The organism is Bacillus cereus group sp. MYBK195-1, from assembly GCF_051916605.1.
GTDB lineage: Bacteria > Bacillota > Bacilli > Bacillales > Bacillaceae_G > Bacillus_A > Bacillus_A cereus.
The window spans coordinates 1,021,177-1,045,471 of sequence record NZ_JBQAGZ010000002.1 but is presented as its reverse complement, the minus strand read 5'-3'; the positions used below and the strand labels follow the sequence as shown (position 1 = coordinate 1,045,471).

Below are 24,295 nucleotides of genomic sequence, written 5' to 3'. Positions count from 1 at the left end.
TCTGTTACAATTGCAAATAAAAAAACCGCCTTATGTAAGGCGGTTTCTATCATCTTGCTTTAACCAATTTAAAATAAATATATACGATTGATAGTGAACATAACGTATGCAAAATAAAATAAATAAAAGTGCTATTCCAACACCACTATAAAGTAAACCAAACTTTAAAAAAACATTTACAAGTGGTGGAAAGTTCATTAGATTTTGTAATGTACTAAGCATACAAAACATAATGAAAAAGACAGGGATGTATTGTAATTCATATGGCTTTTTTTTCTTACTCATTCTTTTCCGAATGATTATATGACATAATTCTGCTACTATAAAGCACCCTCCAATTAATACAAGACCAGAAGTCATCGTCATACATCCACCTGCCTTATATTTATTGTATCGCATAAATAATCATCGTTATATTTTCTTTACATACTCTTCATCTTCTGAAGTAAAACCAAAACTCTCTATGAAAGACTTCGCCTTTTCTGTTAATTTCTCTTGTAGCACTTTTATTTCTTTCACATTTCTTTGTTTCATCATTTCTTCAAATGTAAAATACGTATTTGTACCATAACCGTAACCTTGGTAATCAAAATGAATAATTAGCTGTGATAAAACAGCCCGTTCCTCTTGTACACTATAATCTATTACACCAATATATGTATCATCAACTTTCACACAGTACTGTACCTTTTTCTCACCTAAACTATGCGATTTAAACATTTCTTTAACAACGCTTTCATTTTCTACAGTAACTTTCTCAAACGTAATCATATGTTGTCCATCCTTTTACTATTATTGTATCAATAATACTTCCTATTTATGAAAAAAACCTTAAGACCGTATGCGATCTTAAGGTTTTTCTAATTAAACTAAGCTATACGCACGTTTTGTTTCTTCATGGAACTTATTCGTATCGTATTTATGCTCAACATAAATTTGGTGCCATACCATAAACGCAAGTACAGTCCAAATTTTACGGCTATAATCGCCTTTATCTGCACAATGTGCTTCCAGTAAGTTTAATACATACTGTTTGTCGATTAAATGCTCTGTCTTACTTTCGTTTATAATATTTATAGCCCAATCATGCATTTCGTCTTTTAACCAGTGACGAATTGGTACTGGGAATCCAAGTTTTTTACGATCTAATACGTGATCTGGAACGATTCCGCGTGCTGCTTCACGTAAAATAGCTTTCGTAGTTCCGTTAGCAATCTTAAATTCAGTTGGAATTTTAGATGCAACATCGAATACTTCTTTATCTAAGAACGGTACACGAAGTTCTAATGAGTTTGCCATTGTCATTTTATCAGCTTTTAATAAAATGTCACCGCGTAACCATGTGAACATGTCAATGTACTGCATTTTACTTACATCATCATAATCTTTAATCTCGTTATACAATGGTTTCGTGATATCCATATAGTTAACACTTTCATTGTAATACTTCATTAATTCAGCTTTTTCTTCTTCACGGAAGATTTTAGCATTTCCATAGTAACGCTCTTCAATTGGTGTACATCCACGCTCTAAGAAGCTCTTACCTTTAAATCCTTCTTTAAGAGCACCACTTAATGCTTTTAGAACGCTCTTACCTGGGCTAGGAATGTAAGAGAACATTTTTAGTGAGTTTGGCTCACGGTAAATGTTATAACCACCAAATAGCTCGTCTGCGCCTTCACCTGAAAGAACAACTGTTACATGTTTACGTGCTTCTTTCGCAACGAAGTACAATGGTACAGCTGCTGGATCAGCTAAAGGATCATCCATATGCCAAATGATTTTTGGGAACTCATCCATAAATTCTTTCGCTGAAATGAATACGTTATGGTTTTTAACGCCTAATTTCTCAGCTGTTTCTTTCGCAACATCAACTTCACTGAAACCACGTTGCTCAAAACCAACAGAGAATGTTAAAAGATTTGGATTCATTTCTCTTGCGATAGAAGCGATGATAGATGAATCGATACCACCAGATAAGAATGAACCTACTGGTACATCACTACGCATATGCACTTTTACTGAATCATATAACACATCACGAATTGCTTGGATATGCTCCTCTTTCGTTGCACTTGAAGCGTTGAAATAAGGTTTCCAGTAGCGATGGATTTCCATCTCTTTACCGATTTCTTTTACGAAATAATGACCAGGCTCGATTTTATTAACATCAATTGTTAACGTTTCTGGCTCTGGACCATATTGGTACGTAAAGTAATGTTGTAGTGACGTTGGATTAACGCCTTTATCTTCCATCACATGCATAATACTTTTCTTCTCAGATGCGAAGAATGTAGTATCACCTTGTTGTGCGATGTATAAAGGTTTAATACCGAAGTGGTCACGTGCACCGAAAAGTTTCTTTTCCTCACGATCCCAAATCATAAATGCAAACATACCACGAAGGTAGTCTACACATTTTTCTTTCATATGTGCATACAATGCAATGATAACTTCTGTATCAGATTGCGTTGCAAACGTTGCACCTTTTTCAAGTAACATTTCACGTAATTCTACATAGTTGTAAATTTCACCATTAAAAATAATTACATATCGATCATTTTCATAAGTTAGCGGCTGATGTCCTGCCTCTAAGTCAATGATGCTTAAACGGCGGAAGCCAAATTGTACATGTTCATCACGAAAATATCCTTCGTCATCTGGACCACGGTGGAAAATCATCGTGTTCATATTTTCAAATTGATGTTTTTCTGTTTCTGAAAACTCTCTAGGGTTTTCACATAAACATCCTACAAAACCACACATACTTCTTACCCTCTTTCAGTTTTCATTCTGTCTCTATACTACTATATCAACCCTATTTATACTAGCATAATCAACTGAATATGGCGACCAAAAACTATAAAAAAATCACTCCATTTCACATTTTTAACAATTTTTTATGAAAACATGAAAACTAGGCACTCACCTTTCTCCGCTTTTGTCATATGATATTGCAAATTGATTTCTAGGAGGGAATACCATGAGTGAAGAAAAAAAAGATTCTTCTCGCCCACCGGTTCGTAATTACTTAAAGCAAATTGATGATTTCTTCGAGCAAACACCTCTTCGCAATGTAATCGCTGATTTAAATCATTTTTTCCAAAAAGGAAACCGTTTATTAACATTCCCTGTAGATTTATATGAAGTTGGTGAAGAACTCGTTGTTACAGCTGAACTACCAGGTATACAAAAAGAACAAATCCAAATTGAAATACAAAGTGAATACTTAAAAGTCTCTGTAAAAGAAGAGATACTTGAAGAGGAAGAAGAACAAACATCCCATAACTATTATCGCCGAGAACGTTCCATTTCAGAAGCATCAAGATTGATTAAATTGCCGTATTCAATTAATAAAAAAGCGGCAAAAGCTTCTTATCAAAACGGCGTATTAGAAATTCGTGCACCGAAACTTCCCCAGCAACATGACATTTTATCGATAGACTAATACAAAAAAAATAAGGGTGCTATGCACCCTTATTTTTAACCCACTAATCGCTTCATATCACGTATAATGTCTTCGTATGGCGTATTACTAATGCCACTATACTTTTTCATTACTTTTCCGTTTTGATCAATTAAATAAAATGATGTCCCATGCATGACCTGACCGTTCTCCGGCTTATCAACAAGTGATTGGAAATTATCTTTTGAAAACTTTGTAATATCTTCTAACGAATACCCCGTTAATAAATTCCAGTTACTAGTATCCTCTGTAAACTTTTGAATAAAAGCTTTCAGATTTTCTGGCTTATCAAGGTCTGGATCTACACTAAATGAAACAAACTGAACGTCTAATTTCTCTTCTTTTGCCATCTTTTGAAGCTTGGCCATATTTGCAGTCATTGGTGGACAAACTGTCTGACAATTTGTGAACATAAAATCTGCAACCCAAACTTTCCCTTTTAAATCTTTTGTACCAAATTTCTTTCCATCTTGATTTGTAAATTGGAAGGTTTCTAAATCCCAATTTAATGGTTTACGAAGCTTTGAACCTGATTCACTACATCCAGCAAGTACAAAGAGACAAAATACAACCATAAGACCAATTATTTTTTGATAACGCTTCATTTATAAACCTCTTTTCTCTATCCTAAATTTAAATAGGTTATGTTTATAATAACAAAAGTTAACACTACGAGAAAATTGTTTACTACATTTGTTCACGAAATCGTACGAATTTACGTATGTTACTTCTTTATTTCAAGCGAATTACTAGACAAAATATATTTTTTTACTATTATTTCTCTAAATAAAAGTGATAAAACTAATTTCATTGTTACTTTTGTAAATACCTCTCCCTATTTTTTAACAATTCCTTAAACATTAATCCATGTTTTACACTGTATTCCTTAACAACATTTCGGTACAATACAAATACAACGATTTTAAATGAGGTGATGTTCATGGCAAAGCGCTATGAAAATATGGATAATGTTAGTACAAAAAAATCAATTCGCTCTTTTTTACGCTGGCGTAAAGAACGAAAGCAAAACAAAAAAGATTTTTCTTTCTTAGTAGAACAATCACCCGTTAAACAAAGTGCATTTTTGCAAAGTAATGTTGAAAAAACGACTATCACATGGATTGGGCATTCCACTTTTCTTATCCAAACGAATGGACTTAATATATTAACAGATCCAGTATGGGCTAATAAATTAAAGCTAGTTCCAAGACTTACAGAACCTGGACTCTCTATAGAAGCACTACCTAAAATTGATATTGTCCTTATTTCACATGGTCATTATGATCATTTAGATTTTTCAACTCTTCGTCAGTTGAATGATGATGTTCTATATCTTGTACCTATTGGATTAAAAAAATTATTTACTCGTAAGAGATTTAAACATGTAGAAGAGTATAAATGGTGGGAAAGTACGATAATTAACGAAGTTTCTTTTCACTTCGTACCTGCTCAGCACTGGACGAGAAGATTCTTATTTGATATGAATACGTCTCACTGGGGCGGATGGATTATTGATAATGAAACGACTATGGAAACCATATATTTTTGTGGCGACAGTGGCTATTTCCAAGGTTTCAAAGAAATTGGTGAACGCTTTTTAATTGATATTGCTCTTATGCCCATTGGCGCTTATGAACCAGAATGGTTTATGAAAGTATCTCATGTTTCACCTGAAGAGGCCGTGCAAGCTTATTTAGATTTAAACGCTACACATTTTATACCAATGCATTACGGAGCTTTTGCACTCGCCGATGAAACACCTCGTGAAGCAATAACTAGACTTCGAAATAATTGGAATTTGCGCATGTTACCGTGGGAACAACTGCATGTACTCTTTTTAGGTCAAACTTTTATTTATAGTAACGCAACAAATGATAAGCAAATAAACGAAAAAATTGAAACTTTACATGTGTAACGTAATGACTGATTTTCTATATCCAACATATAATATAGAAAATCCTATAGTGAAACTTTAATTAGTGGGATTTCTTCATCCCCACTGATTATTTGCCTTCACCAATCAAGCTTTTACGGGCAGCCCGCTACCTAACCTCTTTGCTCCAGCTAAATTTAAGGTAGAGAGTTTTACTGTCCGCAAATAGCGGGATAAAGGGTGTTTTCTATGAATGAATATTTACAGACTCGCTATATCATTAGCGGTAGTGCCTGTGTAGCTCTTCTTATTTCTTACTTTCTATTTACATAAAAAAGCTACTTGAAATATATTTTCAAGTAGCTTTTTTATTACTCTGCTAAATACATAAATCCGATTGCGCCCGGACCTGTATGAGTACTAATAATAGGCGTTGTATAAAAAATTTCTGATTGAGCAAATCCACTCACTTTTTCAACCGCCGCTTTCATACTTTCAGCTAAAGGAATTGCTTTCGCATGCGGAATTGCAACAGCTTTTACGACTTTTCCAGCCGTATCTTGCTCAAATAACTTAGCTAATGTTTTTACAATTTGGCCTTGGCTACGAACTTTCGTTACAGGATTATAAACACCGTCTTCAAGACTAGCAATTGGCTTTATATTAAGTAGCGAACCGATAAACGCTTTTCCTTTACCGATACGTCCACCCTTCACTAAGTTTTCTAATGTATCCACTACTACATATAAACGAGTATTCTTTCTTACTTCATCTACACGTTTTAAAATTTCTTCTAGTGAGCGTCCGTCATTTGCCATTTTTGCAGCTTCAATTACTTGATATGCTAAAGCATGTGTAATAAATTGAGAATCAACAACCGTTACTTTTGTATCAGTCATTGATGCAGCGCTATTTGCAGTTGCTACAGTACCGCTCATTCCACTTGTCATATGGATAGAAAGGACTTCGCTTCCATCTTCCCCTAGCTTGTCATACATTTCTACAAATGTACCCATAGCTGGTTGTGATGTTTTTGGTAATTCCTCTGATTTAATCATTTCTTCAATAAATTCGTCAGGTTGTAAATCAACGCGATCTAAATATGTTTGTCCATTTACAGAGATTGATAATGGTAAAACATGAATGTCATACTTTTCGATTACGTCTTGTGATAAATCTGCCGTTGAATCTGTTACAATTTTAATTTTTTGCATACTATACTTCTTCCCTTTCCAATACGCTCTCCTTGTTATTATACTAGTATTCCCATTGCTTTCAACAATTTGGAACGAAATTTCATCAAATTAATTATATTTTCATATCTAAAATGAAAAAGACAGAGTTTACTAACCCTGTCCGTACTTCGTATCATGCATTTTTTTCAAGGGTATTTGTTTTATATACATTTAAATAATCATTCCACTTCAAACAATTTTGTAAATATTCACGGAAAGAATACGAAAATCTTGGGTGTTTTTGTCTTTGAATTTTTGCAATAAATAATTGAAGACGAGACTGAATTAGAAACGATAATGGATGCTGTGCCTGTAGGACAGGGATTTCGAATATTTTAATGCAATCCCCTGTTGAATGAGTGAAATAAAAACTTTTCGTAATCACAATATCAATCCTCTTTTTCATTGGATTTTTGAACTTCCTCTACTTTGCGCTGTAACACGTTGTTTAAAGTGGAGTAAAATCAGACTTATATGATTTCTGTAGTCCTTATGGCTAGAAGATTTATACTCTATTCATCTCCACCTAATTCACCTTCCCGTCCTAAATATCTCTGAGACGGGAATCTCATTATCCATCAATTGTTTAATACATTTAGTATAAGCTTATAAAAGCGCAAAGTTTGTCTAAATTTTGGAGATTCTATAATTTTTTTCTTCTATATATTGTATACGTTTATAGCTATAGTATAACAAATAAATAAAAAAGTGCCTTTATAACGAGGCACTTTTCGACTGCATTTCTTCTCTTTTCTTTTTCCTCTTACTAACAACCTTTGATAACGCAATACTTACTTCATAAATACAAATAAGCGGCACTGCAACTAAACTATGAGATAAAAAGTCTGGCGGTGATATACAAGATGCAATGATAATTAATGCTACGTAAGCATACCTTCTTATTTTTATTAAAAATTCCGCCGTAAGTATTCCAATACTAGTTAAAAACATTACAACGACTGGCAATTCAAAAATCACAGCAAATGGAACTGTTAAATTAAGTACAAAATGAAAATACTTTTCTGTCGTAAACATCGTATTAAACATTTCATTACCTATCGTAGTTAAAAAGTGAAATAGAAACGGCATTACAATGAAATATCCAAAACATAAACCTGCGAGAAATAATATAGACAATACCGGTATATACATTATTGTCATCTTTTGTTCATTTGGATGTAAACCCGGTTTTACAAATAACCAAATTTGTATAGCAGCAAAAGGAATTGTACAAACGATAGCAAATACTGTAGCAATCGAGAAAAAAATCCACAATACATCACTTGGACCGAGAACAGTTAATTTCATTGGTAAATCTTTTACAAGCCAAAAATAAATATCCTTTGTAAAAGTAAATCCAATAATTAAAAATAGTACAAAGGATAACACCGTATATATTACTCTTTTTCGAAGCTCAACAATATGTTCTACTACGCTCATTTCCCGATCTTCCATCTCGTTCACCACACTTTATTTATCCATTACAAGGAAAATACACTACATTTTTTCTTTCTTTTCCTTTTCTTGAAATGCGTCATCTGTCAATTCTTTCGTTGATTTTTTAAACTCTTTTAACGTTTCCCCTAAAGCCTTCCCGATTTCCGGCAATTTTTTAGGTCCAAATAAAATGAGTACTGCTACTAAAATTAAAATTAACCCTGGAAAGCCAATATTTGAAAACATTTCCCCATCCCCTTTATTAGTAGTTTCCTTGTCCTACTATTACATAATTTTATTTTGTCAAAAAAGTTTGAAAACGTCAACAAATCCATTGTCTTTTATCAAAAAAATTCAAAAATATAATCAATTATACAAATTTCATTTTCTATTGCTCTTGTGTATGATATGGTAAGGGAAATGACATATTATTTTATGATAGTAGAAAGGATTTGCATTATGACTGAAAAAATGACACGAATGACCCAATTTGTAAAAGAAGAAATTGCAAATGCAATTACACATGGTATCGGTGCCATTTTAAGCATCCCTGCCTTAATCATATTGATTATTCATGCTTCTAAGCACGGTACCGCATCAGCTGTAGTTGCATTTACTGTTTATGGTGTAAGCATGTTCTTACTGTACTTGTTTTCAACATTACTACATAGCATTCATCATCCTAAAGTAGAAAAAATATTTACTATTTTAGATCATTCAGCCATTTACTTATTGATTGCTGGCACGTATACTCCTTTTCTACTTATTACACTTCGTGGCCCATTAGGATGGACGTTGCTTGCTATAATATGGACACTAGCAATCGGAGGTATCGTCTTCAAAATTTTCTTTGTACGTCGCTTTATAAAGGCTTCAACCTTATGTTACATCATTATGGGTTGGCTCATAATCGTTGCCATTAAACCACTTTATGAAAATCTAACTGGACATGGTTTTTCACTACTTTTAGCAGGTGGAATTTTATATTCTGTCGGAGCTATATTCTTCCTTTGGGAAAAGCTACCTTTCAACCATGCCATATGGCACCTGTTCGTTTTAGGTGGTAGTGCGATGATGTTCTTCTGTGTACTCTTTTATGTCTTACCTACAGCATAATAAAAAAGGATTCAGCTTACTATAAGCTGAATCCTTTTTTATTACTTATGTAATTGTGATGCGATAACTTCCTGTGTATGCTTCGTTAATTCTTTAATATCCATATTCGCATAATCTTCAGGTGTAATCGGCTTAGAAATTGTTACTGTTGCATGAGCTGGCTTCATACGATTTCCATTCGCTTCAAACATCTTATATGTACCATCTAACGTTACAGGTAAAATTGCTACACCTGACTTTACTGCAAGATGAAAACTACCAGCCTTAAACTCTCCAACTTCGCCACCCTTACTTCTCGTTCCTTCAGGGAAAATTACGATAGAATGTCCATTCTTTAATAGTTCAATTCCATCTTTAATCGCTTGAAGAGATTGACGACGATCGCTACGATCCATAAATACACAATTCATAAGTTCCATCCAAGTTGGTACAACTGGGAACTTTTTAATCTCTGCTTTTGAAACGAATCCAATTGGTTTATTTAAGTAACCTAGTAAAACAGGGATATCCATATTACTTTGGTGATTACTTACAACTAGTACTGGCTTGTCTTTCGGAACATTTTCAAGTCCTTTCACTTCTACTGCCCCTCCAGCTACACGTACCATTTTCTTACCAAACCAATTTGTCGTTTTATACACAGCATTATCTTTTTCTTTTGGCGCCATCGTATTTACTTGTCTTTTAAGACGCCACATTCTCGGTGTAATCGCAATTACGATTAAAATTAAATAAAAGATTTTAAAAAACGTTTGAATCATACAGAACCCCCACCTATTATCATTCCGACCTTCATTATACTAGACAAACGAAGGAAAAAGAAGAAAAAAAGTCCAAACAGCAAGTGTTTGGACTTTTTAAGCATTCTATATTAGAAACGTTTTGCTAATTCACGAGCATTAGCAATTGCTGCTTCTTTAATTTCTTGTGCTTTTTCAGGGTTTGCATTCATACCTTCAACTGCGATATATTCAGTATCATTTACACCGACAAATCCTAATACAGTCTTTAAGTGATTGCGACCGAAGTCTACAGCTGCGTATGCTCCTTCAGAATATACGCCACCTGTTGCCTGAATGTGAAGTGCTTTTTTACCTTCTAATAAGCCGACTGGACCATTTTCAGTATATTTGAATGTTTTACCTGCGATTGCTACGTTATCTAAGTATGCTTTTACTACTGGTGGATAGCTAAAGTTCCACATTGGAGTTACGAATACATAACGATCTGCATTCATAAATGTTTCTAAGTTTGTGTTCATTGCTGCTACTTTTTGTTGTTGAACTTCAGTTAAAGCTTCAAAGCCTTCACCTGCTGCAAATTTACCCCAAGCAGCAAATACATCTGCATCAATTGCTGGTACTGTAGTATTGAATAAATCAATTGTTACAACTTCGTCTTGTGGATGTTCATTTTTATAAGCTTCGATGAAAGCTTCCCCTACTGCCATTCCGAAAGAACCTTCTGCTGAATTTGGATTTGCTGTAATAAATAGTACTTTTGTCATTGTATTCTCTCCCTTTTTTCTCTTTATCTTTAATTCAAGATTTATTTTTTAAAAGTTAACAACTTACCTTATGTAAGTATAATACAAAAAGTTTTAATCAATGTCAATAAAAAATAGCTACTTTTTTTTCGTAAGTTAATGATTTACTTTGTTTCCTTAAAATTTAGTATACAGATATTAAGAACTCTTTCATATAAAAAGGCTACCTCTACAACTTATAGAGATAGCCTTCTATTACATATTATTTTTGAAATACATGTTTTACTTTTTCAGCTGGAATATTACTTCCGCCTCTACCTTTTACATCTTCAATCATCATTGTAATGACCATATCTGGTGAATTTAAATCAAATGCAGCGAACCAACCTAGTTCTTTTCCTTCGGCCTCTTTTGATACTTTTAATTCCGCTGTACCTGTTTTTCCAGCAAGAGTCATGCCATCAATTTTAGCAATTTTCCCTGTACCATCTGGATCATTAATTACTTTCGTCATTGCAGTTTTTAATATATCCTGATTTCCTTTAGAAATTACATTTTCTTTCCAAGCTTTTGGTTGTTTATCTGTTTTAATAATATACGGTGACGGAATCGTTCCATCATTTACAATTGGCGCATACGTTAAAGCTAAATGAAGAGGAGTCATTAATACTTGTCCTTGTCCATATCCTGTATCTGCCATTTGAATATCATTTTTAATGCCGTCATTTGCAATTTTAGAAGCAGGGAATCCATATTCAATTGGTAGTTTCTCATCGAATCCGAATTTTTTCGCTTCACTCATAAACTTGTCTTTTCCGATTTTTAAAGCTTCTTGTGCGAAGTAAATATTATCCGAGTATTTCATCGCCTTATCAAGATCAATCGGATTTGCATCTTTCACACGCGTTACATAGTAATTACCCCAAGAAGAATCTTTTGTCCATTTTAATCCTTCAATTTTCAACTCTTCTTTTGGATCAATCGTTTTCGTTTCAAGACCAATTGCAGCTGTAATAGGTTTAAATACAGAACCTGGTACCGACAATTGTGTAAAGCGATTTGTCATTGGTTTTTTCGGATCATTATTCCACGCTTCGCGTTGTGCCTTTGATGTCCCTCGTGCAATTATATTAGGATCATATGCTGGACTACTTACTAGTGCAATTGTTTCTCCACTTTTCGGATTAATTGCTGCACTTGAACCAGCTTCGCCCTTCATTTCATTATACGTTTTTTCTTGAACAACACTATCAATAGTTAAAGTTACATTTTCTCCATCAACAGCATCTGTTTTTGCTAAATTTTTAATTTCTTTTCCTTGCGCATCTTCTACAAAGACACGGCCACCTTTTTTACCGCGTAGCTTTTCCTCTAATACTTGCTCTAAGCCAGCTTTACCAACTGGGTCATCAGCTTGATAGCCTTTCTTTTGTAGCGTTTTTAAATCTTCAGCATTTACCTTTCCAATATAACCAGTCAGATGAGCTGCCGCTTCCCCTAACGGATATGTACGAACATTTACAGGTTTTGTTGAAACACCTGGTAAATCAATGTACGTATTTTGTGTTGCCCCTTCAGGCAAAATTCCAATTGGTACGAGATACCCTGGTTTTACCCATTTAGCAGCTAATTTTTGATCAATTTCTTCTACAGACATATTTAATAACTTCGCTACTGTTTCTTTCGTCTGCGGAGCAGTATCGCCTAACTTTTCAGGAATCAATCCGATTTCAGAAGCTTTCCCATTCGTTGCAAGACCTTTTCCATTACGATCGTATATTTCACCACGTTTTGGCTGTGTTGTCTGCATACGCACTTTACTATCTTTCGTCATGCCAGGGAAAATAAAATCAGGAGTCCAATCTATTTTCCAAGATTCTTTATCTCCATCTTTTTCTTTCACCATTTTTGCTTCATGACCAAATGTGATTTTACCACCAACTGTATCCATGCTTACTTTAAAAGGAACAGGACCTTCATCTTTTTTATCTTCTTTTACTTCCCCTGTTTCTACCTTTAAGTCTTTCACTTCGATACCAGAATAAATTTTTTCATATTTCTCAGTAAACTCTTTCTTTGAAATATCTTTTTTTGCATTTTTTGATAGTTGATCATACATATCTGCAAATTTTTGTTTATTCCACGCTTTTACATATGTATCAAACGCTTCTTGTGGTTTTTCTTCTTTACCACATCCAACTAACATGAATGTTAAGCAAAGAAAAAGAATCCCCCATATCTTTCTCAATCGATTCTCCTCCTCTTTCTATATTAGTACTTTTGAAAATTTTAGCATTTTTACATGCTACCTATCATTATAGCACTATCGAATCTCATCTATAAACTTATATTGGTGAATACAAATAAAAAGATTGACGTGAATTCTCACATCAATCTTTTTTATTATTGTTGCTTCTCATATACATGGTAATAATACGTATACGGGTTTTTTTCATCCGTTAAACCTTTTTCTACAAAAATCTCTTTCCAATTTGTCATATCCATTTCTGGGAAGAATGTATCTCCTTCAAATGCATAATGGATTTTTGTTATATATAACTTGTCTACATAAGGTAAAAAGAGATCGTAAATTTGCGCTCCGCCAAAAATAAAAATCTCTTCTTCATTTTTACATAGTTCAAATACTTCTTCTACAGAATGAACAACTTCACAGCCTTCAACATGATACCCTTCATTACGAGTTACAATAATATTACGTCTTCCAGGCAGTGGTCTACCAATCGCTTCATAGTTCTTTCTTCCCATAATAAGCGGGTGGCCCATCGTTGTTTTCTTCACGTATTGTAATTCACTCGGTAAACGCCAAGGTAAATTATTATCTTTACCAATTACTCTATTTTCGTCCATCGCGACCATAAATGAAACAATCATTTTTTCATCTCCTCTACAATTATACTGCAACCGGTGCTTTAATTGCTGGATGCGGATCGTATCCTTCAATCATTAAATCTTCCATTTCAAAATCAAACACAGATTTCACATCTGGATTTAATGTAAGTTTCGGGAATGGACGTGGTTCACGTGCCAATTGCTTTTCTACTTGTTCAAAATGATTTGTATAAATGTGTGCATCTCCAATTGTATGAACAAATTCTCCTACTTCAAGACCACATTCATGTGCAATTAAATGTGTTAGTAGTGAATAACTTGCGATGTTAAATGGAATTCCAAGGAATATGTCACCACTTCTTTGATATAGCTGACAAGAAAGTTTTCCGTCCGCTACATAAAATTGGAATAATGTATGACAAGGCGGTAATGCCATACTCGGTACGTCTTCAGGATTCCAAGCAGAAACGATTAAACGACGTGAGTCTGGTGTTTTTTTAATCATTTCAATTACATCTTTTAATTGATCAAGTGTCTCACCAGCTGTCGTTTTCCAAGCACGCCATTGTTTACCGTAAACGTCTCCTAAATAACCATATTTATTTGAGAACTCATCATCTTCTAAAACGTTCTTTTTAAACAATTCCATTTGCTCATCGTACTGTACTTTAAATTCTTCATCTTGTTGTGAGCGAAGACCAAAATCAGTCATGTCAGGACCAGCATACTCATCACTTTCTACCCAGCTCTTAAACGCCCATTCATTCCAAATGTTATTATTATGCTGCAATAAATAGCGAATATTTGTATCACCTTTCATAAACCAAAGTAGTTCACTTGCTACAAGGCGAAATGGTACTCTTTTTGTCGTTAATAAAGGAAATCCTTTGCTCAAATCAAAACGCATTTGATATCCAAATACAGATACAGTTCCTGTCCCTGTACGATCTTCTTTCTTCGTACCATGTTCCATTACATGGCGGCATAAATTTAAGTATTCATTTTCAGCATGTTTCATATGTAGGAAAACCTTCTTTCAATCGTATATGGAATTTATCATAACATGAAAAATGGTAAATTTAATAATCTTAATTAATAAAATTTCTTGCGCTAATTCTTACAAAATTATTAACTTTCCATATTTTAAAAGGTTTTCATTTTCTATTACCGAAAGTATAGTGCGGTAGATCAAAATTTATATTTGGAGGTTAGAAATATGTCTAAAATTGAAACACCTGTTATGACTTCTTTACAAACCACGGTTGAAAAAATGATGAAGGATTTAAATGTTCCTGGTGTTGCTGTCGCTGTTATAAAAGACGGTGAAGTTATTCTTTCAGAAGGTTTCGGCTATCGTAATATAGAAACAAAAGAGGCTGTTACACCGAATACTCGATTCGCAATCGGTTCCTCAACGAAAGCGTTTGGTACACTTTCATTAAGCTTGTTAGCACAGCAAAAAAAGTTTAATTGGGATGCTCCTGTCTCGTCTTATATACCTAACTTTACTTTATCTGAACTACTTGCTAGCTCACAAGTTACAGGACGGGATTTAGCTTCTCATCGAACTGGAGTGAGTCGTCATGAGGCTCTTTGGTACAGTTCTTCCTTATCTCGAAAAGATCTCGTTGAAAAAATAAAACATTTACCACTTGATGCACCGTTCCGGACTGCATTTCTATATAACAACTTAATGTATGCAACAATTAGCTACATTGTTGAAAACATTACAAATCAAACGTGGGAGCAATACACTACAGAACATATTTTAGAACCTTTAAATATGAGACATACAAACTTCTCTGTTAACGATTCACAAACTACAGATGATTACGCTTTACCTTACATTGAAAATGACGGTGAAATAAAAGCAGTTCCATTCCGTAACATCGATACAGTTGGCGCTGCTGGGTGTATTAATTCCACAATTGAAGATATGACAAATTGGGTACTTCTCCACTTAAATGAAGGAAAATTTGGAGATCATGAATTAATCTCCTCTGAATTATTACAACAAATGTATACACCACACAATTCAATTCCAGACCAACCGGTTTTATCACTCCCTGAATCTCCATTAAATAGTTACGGTCTTGGTTGGTTTATTAGCGCTTATCGTGGTAAAAAAGTGATTCATCATGGCGGTAATATCGATGGATTTTCAGCGCTTGTTTCATTCATACCAACAGAAAACATAGGCCTTGTCATTTTAACGAATGCTGGAGGAACATTACTTCCTACTTATCTCGCTAATCAAATTTATGACGAACTACTTGAATTAGAATCCATTGATTGGCATAAACGTGCTGTAGAAGATACTAAAAAAATGAAGGAAATGATGAAAGAAGCAACTGAATCCCTCCCTGAACAAATTAAAGGGACTACACCTTCGCACAAGTTAGAGGATTATACTGGTACTTTTGAACATCCTGCATACGGAACATTACAAGTATACAAACGAGATGATTCGTTATATGTACAATTTATGGAAATGGATATTCAATTAGGGCATCATCATTACGACATCTTCTCCACAAAAGTTGACTTATTCCAAATGAAAATGAGCTTATTATTCGCTTATGAAATGAATGTAAGTGGTGAATTCCCATCCCTTCAGTTACATGTACCAGCTACATTAAGTACTCAGCCGCTTACATTTAAGAAAATTAAATAAGTATCTTGATGGTAAAAAATAAAGGTAGGTGCGAATCACACCTACCTTTTCTATTTCATATCAATCTTATCTGGTTGAAACCAAATTGGCTTGGATAACTCAAAGTTATTATGATCCTCTAAAACTATAGTAAGACGCTCTAACATATCATCTAACATATGCGGCGCTGCTCGTAATGTCCAGACAACTGAGGAGAAAACTGTCATGCCAACATACACCGTGTATAATTTCCAGAACTCCTCTGGTATTTTCCTATTAAAGTATCCTTCTATTTGTCCAATTGAATACGGAATACTAATATCCCTTGCAAACAGTGCAATTTTTACGAAATCATGAATTGGGTCGCCCCAGTCATAGCCATTAAAATCAACAACACCTACATATTTTCCATCCCGTACAATTATATTTTCTAAATGAAAATCATCGTGTTGAAATCGATTCGGGCGGCTCTTTAAATATATTTCATTTTCCTCTATAAACTTTATGATTTTATCATCATTTTTTATTTTTATTCCGCATGTTTTGTATACCTCTACATATTTACTATGTTTTTTCATAGCTCTTTCATACCATGGAAGTATATCCTTAGGAGCTTCAAATGTATGCATTTTTGCTAAATCTTTTCCTGCCTCTATACCAATATCATATTGTTCTTTTGGTGAATACGTAGGCAATAGCTTCTTCGCATCTTCCCCTTCTAAATATGAAAAAATACTATAGCATACACCTTCTTCTTCCAATATACCTATTTCAATTGGCCTTTGTGCCTGTACGTTACGTTTTACCATTTCATTTAAAATTTGAAACTCTATTTTCTTTCTTTCATACTCTTTTATATCGCCTGTCCGAAATAAATATTTTTCATTATTTGCATTCGTAATTATATATTTCTTATCAGGCGAAAAACCTTTAGAAATTTCTTCAATATTCGCTGCATCTTTTACTATTTGTATATTGCTTTGCCGTGCTGTAATTATCTTCATATCTATTCCCCTTACATTTCTGCATTTGGTGTATAGGCAACTTCTACAATAAATCCATTCGGATCGTAAAAATCAATCGTATAGTAACCTTCCGAATAATGATTCATTTCAATTGGACCACGTATTACCTTCACTTTCGTACTAGAAAGAAAATCTGCTACTTCATCAACTACTTCTCTATGAATAGCTTGATAACAAATATGTCTAGGCCCTAACGTCCTTACAATTTCCTCATCTACTTCTTTAAAGTATATTTCACTTTCTCCTGTGCTATATGCTACTTCATTTAACTTTCTCCACCCAATTATGGAAAACAACTTATTATAAAAAGAAATGGACTCCTCTAAATTTGCTACCCAAAATTCAATATGATGAATGCCTGCTCGCAGTGTATTCATATTAAGAATACGCTCCTTGTACTACTTGCACAATTTCCATCGGCTTATGAACCATGTAATCTGGTGCATCTTTTTTCACTGTTTCAATAACATCATATCCCCAAGATACCCAAATTACGTTCACTCCAGCCTTTTTACACGCTGCTACGTCTCGCTGTTCATCACCGACATATAACATATCTTTCTCTGTTATCTTTTTCGATTTTAAAAATCTTTTTATCATCTTGTCTTTACCGAACAAATTTTTAGAACAATACACTTCTTGTATATTTTCTATATCATTCTTTTGTAAAAACGCCCGAATATGCTCTTCTGAGTTCGATGATATGACTGCAATTCCGTAGCCTTTTTTATGTAGTTCATCTAATACTTCCTTCATCCCATGGAACAAAATAAGATCTTTTATAGCAGGTTGATACAATTTATAAAACTCCAGCGCTAATATCGGTAGTTTATACAGTGGTACATCGAGTTGTTTACATCTCTCCGCCATCGTTAACTTGCGTAAATACTCAATTTCTTCTTCTCTTACCGTTTTATATCCGTGCTTTTCAGCAATTTGATTATAAATTGGTACAAATATATTTTGTGAATCTACTAATGTGCCATCAAAGTCAAAAACAATATATTTTTGCATTCCCATACTCCCTTTGCTTCTTTTTTCTAAACCTATGTTATTCAACAACATGGTTGTCTGTCCCTTCTATAAAAATAAAAAAGAACAAGATTTTCTCTTGTTCTTTTTAAGAAAGCCATTTCGGCGGTACATTCGTATTCCAATAAATATTTCCTAACTCATGATGTCCTGAGTATCCATCATCAAAACGATGATAATGGAAATTAAAATAATAACCATCTTGCGGTGGATGATCTCTTCTTACATGGAAACGCAATAAATCATTTCCTGATTTCGTATCGTAGACATGAAAAATCTTTTCATTATTCCCACCAGCTGGTTTTTGAGAAATCGCTAATGATTGTAGTGAATCTTCTGGTACATCACTAGCAAGCTCAGCAATTGCCTCTTCAATCTTTGGTAATATTACATCTTTAAATTCATCTTCAATTACTGGACCAATTTTAGTACCAAACTTTTGCATCGACTGCTTCTCTGCTTCTTGCATCGCATAAGTAATAAAAGTATCGGTGGTTAACCTGTCATTCGTTTCTTCATATGTATAGGACGTACTCTCCAAACTTTGTTGCCCAGCTGTGCTCGTAGGCTTGTCCGCAGCTTTGGCATTATCAAGCAATATGGAAGGAGGCGTCACTAAACCAAATGTAAATACGGTAATTAATGCGACTAAGGTTTTTCTAAACCAATTTGGCATTTATGTTCCCTCCCCTTTCACTCATTATTTTTTATATAACGGTGGTTTCTTCTATTATACAAAATGATTATAATTTTTGCACTTTACAATTTTGTTAACGTTCACATATTTTTCACTTGAATATGAAATTGTAAGATTTCATACAATATTAATACCACGATATTGAGGAGGCACTTGAATGACTTTAGACGTCATGTATTCCGCCGCAAGCATACTCGTTTTAGTATATTTTATTTATCAATGTGTTACAGACTAGAAAAAGAGCCATCAATGGCTCTTTTTTAATGGTAGAAATACAATCCATACAATTAATAAAATAAAAACAACGCTGCCTACCACAGCTGGCAATAAATAAAACTGTGAAAGTATAACTATTCCATATAAAAGTATTGCTGGTAGTAGTAAATAACGATTTGCCTTCCATCTTAACAATAGTAATTTCCCTTCATCACAATATAAACGAAGAAACATCTTATTCGTAAATTCATTCCAATAATCACGTGCATAGCGAGAAATTGCAACTACAGCAAATACGAGAACAATAGCTGCAATCCACCTTGGAGTCATAATTATACTTGCAGTACTGATACATACAATTTGAATATAAAATATTCGTGCAGTACTTGTACGGAAAAATTCTTTCAAAAAAGATTCGACAATACGAGAATCAGCTTTTTTCCCTAAAAGTCTTTTAGAGCGCGGAAACATCCACGGTTTTTTATTCGAACTACTCGGTTTAGCCGCATGACCACCAACTTGCATAATTCCGCTCGTCCAGCGCATGCTTTCCTCCTTTTCTTTCTCGATTTCTTTAAAAAAGAACTTTTTATAATTCATTTTCTCTTTTACTAATACACTACTTAAGAAAATTACTAGACCGATAAATAAAATTGAATACAACGGATTTTTATAAATAAAAAATAAACTAATTCCAAAAAAGGACACGCTCATAGAAAATACTACATTTTTTACAATCCATAAAACCCATCGTTTCCCCACATGTACATGAACAAATCTCGTTAACAACGACAACATAAATCGAAATATAGTAAAGAATACCCAAAATAATAGGACTTGTATCTCTGTTACTTCGATACTTTTCATCAACACCGGTAACATAATAACGACTACTATTATATTCGTTATCGCTATTCGAACAAATGTGTACATCATGCCATACTGGACTAATTTTCGCATATGTGTTGCATACGAAATTAAAAATAAACTATCCGCTTGCTCAAAAAATGAACGAACTCCTCTTGGATATGTTACTAAATAAAATGCGAGTAATCCTAATCCGAAATAAATCGTCTCTTCCGTTGATAATTCATTTATCCATAGCGATCGATAATAGATTCCCATAAATATAAGTGCTGGAATAATAATATATAATGCGACTGTCCAATCTGTTACCGAACGTATAGACTTCCATTTCCGCTCAAGTTCATGGCGTAATCTCTTATAAAATTGTTGTTTAATCATGTTGTTCACGCCTTACAATTACATCAAAGCAGTCTAATAATGAACTACCCGGCATTTCCGCTAATATTTGAATAGATTCTAAATGTCCATCTGCGACTAATGTACCTTGTGAAATGAGTAAAAATCTTTCACAAATTTTTTCAGCAGTATCTAATACGTGCGTACAAAGTAAAATTCCTGCCCCGCGCTCTTTTTCTTTATATAAATAATTTAAAAACTCTTTCGTAGCTACTGGATCTAAACCGATAAAAGGTTCGTCAATGATATAAAAATCTGGCTCAGTTAAAAATGCCAATATTAGCATCGATTTTTGTTTCATGCCTTTTGAAAACTTTGATAAATACTCATGTTTATGCTTATTCATTCGAAAAGTATGTAATAATTGTTCCGCTCGTTCTTCCCAACTTCCCATTTCACTTCCACGAGCTGCCATTAATAATTCAATATGTTCCCAGAGCGTCAAGTAATCATAGTATGTTGGATGTTCTGGTACGTATGCATACGGATTTTTCTTTTCACCGAATGATATTTCACCGTCCATATTTACAAGTAATCCGAGTATCGTTTTAATCGTCGTACTCTTCCCAGCACCATTTGCTCCAATAAGAGCAACTAGTTCACCTTTTTCGATAGAAAAAGCTATATCATGAATTATTTTTTCACCTATTTCATATCCAGCTGAGCGGATATTTACTTTTAACATGCATTCCCCTTCTTTCCATTTCTAATACAATCAAGGAAAATAATAATATATAACTATCTGTATATCATTATAAAATATTTATTTTCATAGCAGGAAAAAACATTTTTTAACAGAATACAAAATGTTTGATTACATTTTATTGGAGTTGATAATATGTCTTTTCAAATTCGTGAAGCAACGATAGATGATATAGACGCACTTTGTTCTTTAACGAAAGAATTAAAAGGTTCCTCTATTTCCTATGAAGATATGAACAACCGCCTACAATTCGTACAAATGAGTCCGTTTGATTTTTTATATGTTTACGAGGAAGAAGAAGCTATATTTGGATTACTTGGATTTCGTATACGTGAAAATTTAGAAGATGTAACACGTTATGGAGAGATTTCAATTATTAGCGTTGATTCTAACATACGACGGAAAGGCATTGGACAAGTGTTGATGGATTATGCCGAGCAATTAGCAAAGAAACATAATTGCATTGGCACATGGCTAGTTAGTGGAACAAAAAGAGTAGAAGCTCATCCTTTTTACAAAAAATTAGGCTATGAAGTAAATGGCTACCGATTTGTAAAACATTTTTAAACTACTTATAAAGTGAAACTTTAATCAGTGGGGGTCTTACTCCCCGTTAATACGGAATAAATTGAAGGGACTATAACTATGACAAACATTAAAGCATTTTTCATTGATCGTGACGGTACAATTGGTGGTGACACTACAATACATTATCCAGGATCTTTTACATTATTTCCATTCACAAAAACATCTTTGCAAAAACTAAAAGCTAAAAATATAAAAATTTTCTCTTTCACAAATCAACCTGGTATCGCAGATGGAATAGCCACTGTAGCCGATTTTGTACAAGAATTAGAAGGCTTCGGTTTTGATGATGTTTATGTATGTCCTCATAAACACGGTGATGGTTGTGAATGCCGTAAACCAAGTACAGGCATGCTGCTTAAAGCAGCAAAAAAACATGGGCTTGATTTAACACAATGTGCTGTAGTTGGTGATCGCTGGACTGATATTGTTGCAGGGGCAAAAGTAAATGCGACTACGATTCTAGTCCGAACAGGCGCTGGGTATGATGCTTTGCATACGTACCGAGACAAATGGGCACATATTGAACCAAACTACATTGCAGATAACTTTGAAGATGCAACAAACTGGGTTTTAAATCAACTATAATACAAATGAAGATTTTGATTCACTCGAAATAATTTAAAACATAGTTTAAATAGCCTTTTTGGCAAATAATTGTCTTCCACAAAACGGATCACCTCAAAAGGTAGCAAGTTCCCTTTTGATACGCAAACATTGCAATTCAAATTATATTTTTTATTAGTAACAGCAATTAACGTAAAGAAGGAATAGCTTAGTGGCTATCCCTTCTTTATTGACTTCTATTATTTACATTTGTTATCTGTTTTTATTGAGTATTCTCATCGTTTTTATACTCCAAAATATCCCCTGGCTGACACTCTAAAGCTTTACATATCGCTTCTAATGTTGAAAAACGAACCGCTTTTGCTTTCCCATTTTTCAAAATAGAAAGATTCGCCATCGTAATTCCAACCTTCTCCGAAAGCTCCGTTACACTCATTTTTCGTTTTGCTAACATGACGTCAATATTAATAATGATTGTCATATCCGCCACCTCAGACCGTCAAATCATTTTCTGATTTTATGTTAATTGCCTCTTGTAGAAGTCGTTGGAGGATAGCAGCAAAAACGGCGATAACGAGCGAAGCAAAAACGATAATGAGTCCCACTAGCCCAATAGGAGGGTCCATTTTTTTCGCTATAAAATGAAAAAGTGGCAAACTTAATACATACAAACCACTGATTGTAATTGCACAGCGCTTTATATTCTTTAACGCCTTTACTGATAATTCCGAGAACGCTGTGTTCTCATCAATGTACTGTAAAAGATTGAAAGCCTGATAAAGAGCAACGTAAAAAGGCACAGCTGCTCCATACATCACAATGAAAACAAGATATTTCATCGGAGCAATATTAGGATACAAATTTGCTGCGAAATTCGCCATTTCCGGCACTAAAAATATGCATAAAGCAAGCACTGAAATTCCAGCAAGAAAAATAATTACTTTTAAGAACGTTGTTGAACTTCGTTTAAGATTCATTTACAATTCCTCACTTATTTAATGACAACATAATTTTATCACAACATTTATTGTTTAACAATAAATAAATATCGTTTTATTTTTGTCATGTTTTTTAATTTAGGCAAAAATAAAAAAGAATTTCTCATTACAAAGAAATTCTTTTTCTTGAAAATGTCTCTTTCAACTTAATTTTTTAAAACGTTAATTCGTAATGGAAATAACGATTATCTCTCAAATAACCATTTTCAGCGTATAATCGTTGTGCTGATAAATTATCAATCTCTGTTTGCAGCTTTACACCTTTTGCTCCATTTTCTAATGCGTATTCTTTAGCAGCTTCTAATAATTTTTTACCTGTTCCGGCTCCACGCTTCGCCGCTTGTACAAATAAATCATTTAAAATCCATAATTCTTTCATTGAAATGGAAGAAAATGATGGATATAGTTGCGTGAACCCAATATATTCGCCGTCTTCAACTGCTACGAAAATAACGGACTCTTTTCTCTCAATTCGATTTCGTAAAAATACTTTTGCCCCTTCTAAATCAGAATCTTGTCTATAAAATATGCGATAGTTATTAAAAACTGATGCTAGTCCATCTAAATCTGCAATTGTTGCCTCATATATTCTCATTTTACTCCATTCCCCTTCCAATACTGTCTCATTATATCCGTTGCCCATTTAGGCTGGTGTATTTCTTCTGTCGGCATAAACCCTTTCATTATTGGTTTTATATCCAATATAGGAGTGCCATCAATAGCATCTAATCCCTCAACAATAATTGATTTACCTTCTCTTTTGATTACCTTGACAATTGTTACACCTATGCGATTCGGACGATTTTTCCCGCGCTGTGCAAAAATACCTACTTCAGGATAATCCTTATTATTTCTAGGATGTCTAGCAAAATACTGAATTTGCTCGTCAGTTACTTTATGAAAATAAAAAACAACTTCAATATGAGAAAAATCTTCAATCCCTTGTATACTTTCTTCTGCATACATTTCAGTTAAAGTTATACGGGATCTTACTTTCCCCCACTCATCATCTTTTATTTCCTTTCTTTCATTATGTACAAATGCGATTGGTTGAACTGAAAACATACGCATTCCCCCTTAAATGTAACCACTT

General features: G+C 33.8%; 29 protein-coding genes. 6 read left to right on the top strand and 23 right to left on the bottom strand.

The window, feature by feature from the left end:
• Window positions 1-30: 30 nt before the first annotated feature.
• The 3 genes from ACTFRY_RS15075 to asnB all read right to left on the bottom strand — a co-directional run bounded on the left by ACTFRY_RS15075 (window position 31) and on the right by asnB (window position 2,766).
• On the bottom strand, window positions 31-360 hold the full coding sequence (locus ACTFRY_RS15075; protein ID WP_000200459.1) for a hypothetical protein: 330 nt from the start codon (window positions 358-360) through the stop codon (window positions 31-33).
• A 51-nt stretch (window positions 361-411) separates the two neighbouring features.
• A complete protein-coding gene (locus ACTFRY_RS15070) occupies window positions 412-771 on the bottom strand; it encodes a GNAT family N-acetyltransferase (RefSeq protein ID WP_000627523.1) in 360 nt (119 codons plus the stop codon).
• Window positions 772-864: 93 nt separating this feature from the next.
• Window positions 865-2,766, bottom strand: coding sequence for an asparagine synthase (glutamine-hydrolyzing) (gene asnB, locus ACTFRY_RS15065; protein WP_000333816.1), 1,902 nt, complete (start codon window positions 2,764-2,766; stop codon window positions 865-867).
• A 217-nt stretch (window positions 2,767-2,983) separates the two neighbouring features.
• Here asnB and ACTFRY_RS15060 point away from each other — a divergent pair, with 217 nt between their 5' ends.
• Window positions 2,984-3,448, top strand: coding sequence for an Hsp20/alpha crystallin family protein (locus ACTFRY_RS15060; RefSeq protein ID WP_001288085.1), 465 nt, complete (start codon window positions 2,984-2,986; stop codon window positions 3,446-3,448).
• A gap of 35 nt (window positions 3,449-3,483) precedes the next feature.
• On the opposite strand, the gene ACTFRY_RS15055 is transcribed toward ACTFRY_RS15060, so the two are convergent.
• Window positions 3,484-4,071, bottom strand: a complete 588-nt coding sequence (locus ACTFRY_RS15055) for an SCO family protein (protein ID WP_000833331.1) — start codon at window positions 4,069-4,071, stop codon at window positions 3,484-3,486.
• A 335-nt stretch (window positions 4,072-4,406) separates the two neighbouring features.
• On the opposite strand from ACTFRY_RS15055, the gene ACTFRY_RS15050 reads away from it, so the two are divergent.
• A complete protein-coding gene (locus ACTFRY_RS15050) occupies window positions 4,407-5,381 on the top strand; it encodes an MBL fold metallo-hydrolase (protein WP_016117735.1) in 975 nt (324 codons plus the stop codon).
• Between the two features lie 329 nt (window positions 5,382-5,710).
• Here ACTFRY_RS15050 and ACTFRY_RS15045 read toward each other — a convergent pair whose 3' ends face one another.
• The 4 genes from ACTFRY_RS15045 to ACTFRY_RS15030 form a co-directional block, all read right to left on the bottom strand.
• Window positions 5,711-6,553 (bottom strand): DegV family protein, encoded by an 843-nt coding sequence (locus ACTFRY_RS15045; protein WP_001169470.1) that lies wholly within the window; start codon window positions 6,551-6,553, stop codon window positions 5,711-5,713.
• A gap of 154 nt (window positions 6,554-6,707) precedes the next feature.
• Window positions 6,708-6,959 (bottom strand): DUF2535 family protein, encoded by a 252-nt coding sequence (locus ACTFRY_RS15040; protein WP_000629013.1) that lies wholly within the window; start codon window positions 6,957-6,959, stop codon window positions 6,708-6,710.
• A gap of 329 nt (window positions 6,960-7,288) precedes the next feature.
• Entirely contained in the window at window positions 7,289-8,029 is a 741-nt protein-coding gene (gene tatC, locus ACTFRY_RS15035; RefSeq protein WP_000390120.1) for a twin-arginine translocase subunit TatC, read from the bottom strand.
• A gap of 42 nt (window positions 8,030-8,071) precedes the next feature.
• Window positions 8,072-8,257, bottom strand: coding sequence for a twin-arginine translocase TatA/TatE family subunit (locus tag ACTFRY_RS15030; protein ID WP_000492443.1), 186 nt, complete (start codon window positions 8,255-8,257; stop codon window positions 8,072-8,074).
• Window positions 8,258-8,470: 213 nt separating this feature from the next.
• Between ACTFRY_RS15030 and trhA the strand changes: the two genes are divergently transcribed.
• Entirely contained in the window at window positions 8,471-9,127 is a 657-nt protein-coding gene (gene trhA, locus ACTFRY_RS15025) for a PAQR family membrane homeostasis protein TrhA (RefSeq protein WP_000136889.1), read from the top strand.
• A gap of 41 nt (window positions 9,128-9,168) precedes the next feature.
• On the opposite strand, the gene ACTFRY_RS15020 is transcribed toward trhA, so the two are convergent.
• From ACTFRY_RS15020 to ACTFRY_RS15000, 5 genes are all read right to left on the bottom strand, one after another.
• The gene (locus tag ACTFRY_RS15020) at window positions 9,169-9,888 is read right to left on the bottom strand and encodes a lysophospholipid acyltransferase family protein (RefSeq protein WP_000616577.1); all 720 of its coding nucleotides are present in this window, start codon (window positions 9,886-9,888) and stop codon (window positions 9,169-9,171) included.
• Between the two features lie 110 nt (window positions 9,889-9,998).
• Window positions 9,999-10,634 (bottom strand): FMN-dependent NADH-azoreductase, encoded by a 636-nt coding sequence (locus ACTFRY_RS15015; protein WP_000170025.1) that lies wholly within the window; start codon window positions 10,632-10,634, stop codon window positions 9,999-10,001.
• 241 nt (window positions 10,635-10,875) lie between these two features.
• On the bottom strand, window positions 10,876-12,861 hold the full coding sequence (gene pbpC / locus ACTFRY_RS15010; RefSeq protein ID WP_001227248.1) for a penicillin-binding protein 3: 1,986 nt from the start codon (window positions 12,859-12,861) through the stop codon (window positions 10,876-10,878).
• 155 nt (window positions 12,862-13,016) lie between these two features.
• On the bottom strand, window positions 13,017-13,505 hold the full coding sequence (locus ACTFRY_RS15005; RefSeq protein ID WP_000637207.1) for a dihydrofolate reductase: 489 nt from the start codon (window positions 13,503-13,505) through the stop codon (window positions 13,017-13,019).
• A gap of 19 nt (window positions 13,506-13,524) precedes the next feature.
• Window positions 13,525-14,481, bottom strand: a complete 957-nt coding sequence (locus ACTFRY_RS15000; protein WP_440032355.1) for a thymidylate synthase — start codon at window positions 14,479-14,481, stop codon at window positions 13,525-13,527.
• 198 nt (window positions 14,482-14,679) lie between these two features.
• Here ACTFRY_RS15000 and ACTFRY_RS14995 point away from each other — a divergent pair, with 198 nt between their 5' ends.
• Window positions 14,680-16,137, top strand: a complete 1,458-nt coding sequence (locus tag ACTFRY_RS14995; RefSeq protein ID WP_044795538.1) for a serine hydrolase — start codon at window positions 14,680-14,682, stop codon at window positions 16,135-16,137.
• A gap of 50 nt (window positions 16,138-16,187) precedes the next feature.
• Here ACTFRY_RS14995 and ACTFRY_RS14990 read toward each other — a convergent pair whose 3' ends face one another.
• The 6 genes from ACTFRY_RS14990 to ACTFRY_RS14965 all read right to left on the bottom strand — a co-directional run bounded on the left by ACTFRY_RS14990 (window position 16,188) and on the right by ACTFRY_RS14965 (window position 21,034).
• Window positions 16,188-17,120: an aminoglycoside phosphotransferase family protein gene (locus ACTFRY_RS14990; RefSeq protein WP_000692078.1), complete on the bottom strand. Its 933-nt coding sequence runs from the start codon at window positions 17,118-17,120 to the stop codon at window positions 16,188-16,190.
• An 11-nt stretch (window positions 17,121-17,131) separates the two neighbouring features.
• Entirely contained in the window at window positions 17,132-17,518 is a 387-nt protein-coding gene (locus ACTFRY_RS14985; RefSeq protein WP_001094668.1) for a VOC family protein, read from the bottom strand.
• A gap of 1 nt (window position 17,519) precedes the next feature.
• Window positions 17,520-18,155: an HAD family hydrolase gene (locus ACTFRY_RS14980; protein WP_001987851.1), complete on the bottom strand. Its 636-nt coding sequence runs from the start codon at window positions 18,153-18,155 to the stop codon at window positions 17,520-17,522.
• 106 nt (window positions 18,156-18,261) lie between these two features.
• Entirely contained in the window at window positions 18,262-18,849 is a 588-nt protein-coding gene (locus ACTFRY_RS14975; protein ID WP_001134421.1) for a YpjP family protein, read from the bottom strand.
• 267 nt (window positions 18,850-19,116) lie between these two features.
• Window positions 19,117-20,331: an ABC transporter permease gene (locus tag ACTFRY_RS14970; protein ID WP_098207085.1), complete on the bottom strand. Its 1,215-nt coding sequence runs from the start codon at window positions 20,329-20,331 to the stop codon at window positions 19,117-19,119.
• The gene (locus ACTFRY_RS14965) at window positions 20,324-21,034 is read right to left on the bottom strand and encodes an ABC transporter ATP-binding protein (protein WP_000921904.1); all 711 of its coding nucleotides are present in this window, start codon (window positions 21,032-21,034) and stop codon (window positions 20,324-20,326) included. Before ACTFRY_RS14965 ends, ACTFRY_RS14970 begins: the two co-directional genes overlap by 8 nt.
• A 153-nt stretch (window positions 21,035-21,187) precedes the next feature.
• Here ACTFRY_RS14965 and ACTFRY_RS14960 point away from each other — a divergent pair, with 153 nt between their 5' ends.
• Both ACTFRY_RS14960 and ACTFRY_RS14955 read left to right on the top strand, forming a co-directional pair.
• A complete protein-coding gene (locus tag ACTFRY_RS14960; RefSeq protein WP_000009776.1) occupies window positions 21,188-21,619 on the top strand; it encodes a GNAT family N-acetyltransferase in 432 nt (143 codons plus the stop codon).
• Between the two features lie 78 nt (window positions 21,620-21,697).
• Window positions 21,698-22,225, top strand: a complete 528-nt coding sequence (locus tag ACTFRY_RS14955; RefSeq protein WP_098616744.1) for an HAD-IIIA family hydrolase — start codon at window positions 21,698-21,700, stop codon at window positions 22,223-22,225.
• Between the two features lie 241 nt (window positions 22,226-22,466).
• Here the strand turns inward: ACTFRY_RS14955 and ACTFRY_RS14950 are convergent, their stop codons facing one another.
• The 4 genes from ACTFRY_RS14950 to ACTFRY_RS14935 form a co-directional block, all read right to left on the bottom strand.
• Window positions 22,467-22,685 (bottom strand): helix-turn-helix domain-containing protein, encoded by a 219-nt coding sequence (locus ACTFRY_RS14950; RefSeq protein ID WP_000152534.1) that lies wholly within the window; start codon window positions 22,683-22,685, stop codon window positions 22,467-22,469.
• A gap of 10 nt (window positions 22,686-22,695) precedes the next feature.
• Window positions 22,696-23,181, bottom strand: coding sequence for a DUF2975 domain-containing protein (locus ACTFRY_RS14945; protein ID WP_001050149.1), 486 nt, complete (start codon window positions 23,179-23,181; stop codon window positions 22,696-22,698).
• Between the two features lie 175 nt (window positions 23,182-23,356).
• Window positions 23,357-23,797, bottom strand: coding sequence for a GNAT family N-acetyltransferase (locus ACTFRY_RS14940; RefSeq protein ID WP_001223853.1), 441 nt, complete (start codon window positions 23,795-23,797; stop codon window positions 23,357-23,359).
• Window positions 23,794-24,267, bottom strand: coding sequence for an SAM-dependent methyltransferase (locus tag ACTFRY_RS14935; RefSeq protein WP_016117728.1), 474 nt, complete (start codon window positions 24,265-24,267; stop codon window positions 23,794-23,796). The genes ACTFRY_RS14940 and ACTFRY_RS14935 overlap by 4 nt, the downstream gene beginning before the upstream one ends.
• Window positions 24,268-24,295 lie beyond the last annotated feature (28 nt).